1 protein-coding gene is annotated in these 1,690 nt (G+C 63.0%); it reads left to right on the top strand.

Annotated elements, in window-relative coordinates; all coding sequences use genetic code 11:
• Window positions 1-1,690, top strand: a 1,690-nt coding sequence (locus tag NQL71_RS29615; RefSeq protein WP_274643786.1) for a xanthine dehydrogenase family protein molybdopterin-binding subunit, incomplete at both ends; no start/stop codon positions are given.

The raw sequence follows: 1,690 nt of genomic DNA, 5'->3' as shown, positions 1-1,690 counted from the left end.
GGCGCAGAAAAAGTTCGGTGCCGACGGCATGCCCAACGGCTGGGTCGACGACCCCAAAATCTACGTAAGCATTGCCACCGATGGCACGGTGACGGTGGTCTGTAACCGTTCGGAAATGGGCCAGGGGATTCGGACGAGTCTGGGGCGAGTGTTGGCCGATGAACTGGAAGCCGATTGGACGCGGGTCAAGGTGCAGCAGGCGCCGGGCGACGAGGTGCGTTACGGCAATCAGAATACCGACGGTTCGCGCAGCATGCGCCACTGGTACGAGCCGATGCGCCGCTGTGGGGCCGCCGCGCGGACCATGCTGGAGCAGGCCGCTGCCGACCAATGGAAAGTGCCGATCGGCGAGTGTCATGCGCAGCTGCATAAAGTCATCCACACGCCCTCCGGGCGCGAACTGGAGTATGGCGCCCTGGCCATCGCCGCAAGCACCCTGGCCGTGCCGGCACGGGACAGCTTGCGACTCAAACAGCCGTCGCAGTTTCGTTATATCGGATCAGCGTCGAGCGTTGCCATCGACGGTGAAGACATTGTGCGGGGTCAGGCGATTTATGGGGCTGACGTGCATTTCGACGGCATGCTGTTCGCCACCATTGCGCGGCCCGCGGTGTACGGCGGCAAGGTCAAGGGCTTCGATGCCAGCGCTGCGCTGAAAGTCCCGGGCGTGACCCACGTCATGCCCCTGGAAACCCGCCCGTTACCCTCCGGATTCCAGCCGCTGGGCGGAGTGGCGGTGGTCGCCAGCAACACCTGGGCAGCGATCAAGGGGCGCGAGGCGCTGAAAATCGAATGGGACGACGGCCCCAACGCCGGCTACGACTCGATCGCCTACCGTAAAGCGCTGGAGGCTGCCTCGCTCAAGCCCGGTAAAGTGGTGCGCGAAAACGGCAAGATCGAAGACCTGATCTCGAATCCAGATCGCACGCTTCAAGCCACTTACTATATGCCGCACCTGGCCCACGCACCGATGGAGCCGATGGTCGCTGTCGCCCGTTTCTCCGATAGGGGCTGCGAGATCTGGGCGCCGGTTCAGTCGCCCCAGCGGGCGCGGGATACCGTTGCCGAGCGTCTTGGGATTGCCGTTGAACAGGTCACGGTCAATGTCACCTTGCTGGGGGGCGGGTTTGGTCGCAAGGCCAAGCCGGACTACGTCATCGAGGCTGCGATTCTGGCCAGGGCCTTGCCGGGTAGGGCGGTGCGTGTGCAGTGGACGCGGGAAGACGATCTTCACTGCGGGTATCTGCACACTGTTTCGTTGCAATACCTCAAGGCCATCCTGGGCAAGGATGGCCTGCCCTCCGGCTGGTTGCATCGCACGGTGGCGCCGAGCATGACCGCGTTGTTTACGCCCAATGTCCTTCATCAGGGCGCGGCTGAACTGGGTATGGGCTTCAAGAACATGGCCTACGCGATTCCCAACATCCGCCTGGAAAATCCGGAGGCCACCGTCCACACGCGGGTGGGCTGGTATCGCTCGGTGTCGAACATCCCCCACGGTTTTGCGATCCAGAGCTTCATCGATGAACTGGCGCACAAGGCCGGGGAGGATCCGCTCAAGTACCAGGTCAGACTGCTCGGCCCGGACCGTCAGGTCGATCCGCGTACCTTGAGTGAAGAATGGAACTACGGTGAATCGCCCGAACGTTATCCGATCGACACCGCGCGCTTGCGAACGGTACTGGAAACC

Origin of the sequence: Pseudomonas serbica, from assembly GCF_028823535.1 — a bacterium.
Classification (GTDB): domain Bacteria; phylum Pseudomonadota; class Gammaproteobacteria; order Pseudomonadales; family Pseudomonadaceae; genus Aquipseudomonas; species Aquipseudomonas serbica.
Note: the sequence above shows the minus strand (reverse complement) of the source record. Positions and strands in the feature narration are given on the sequence as shown.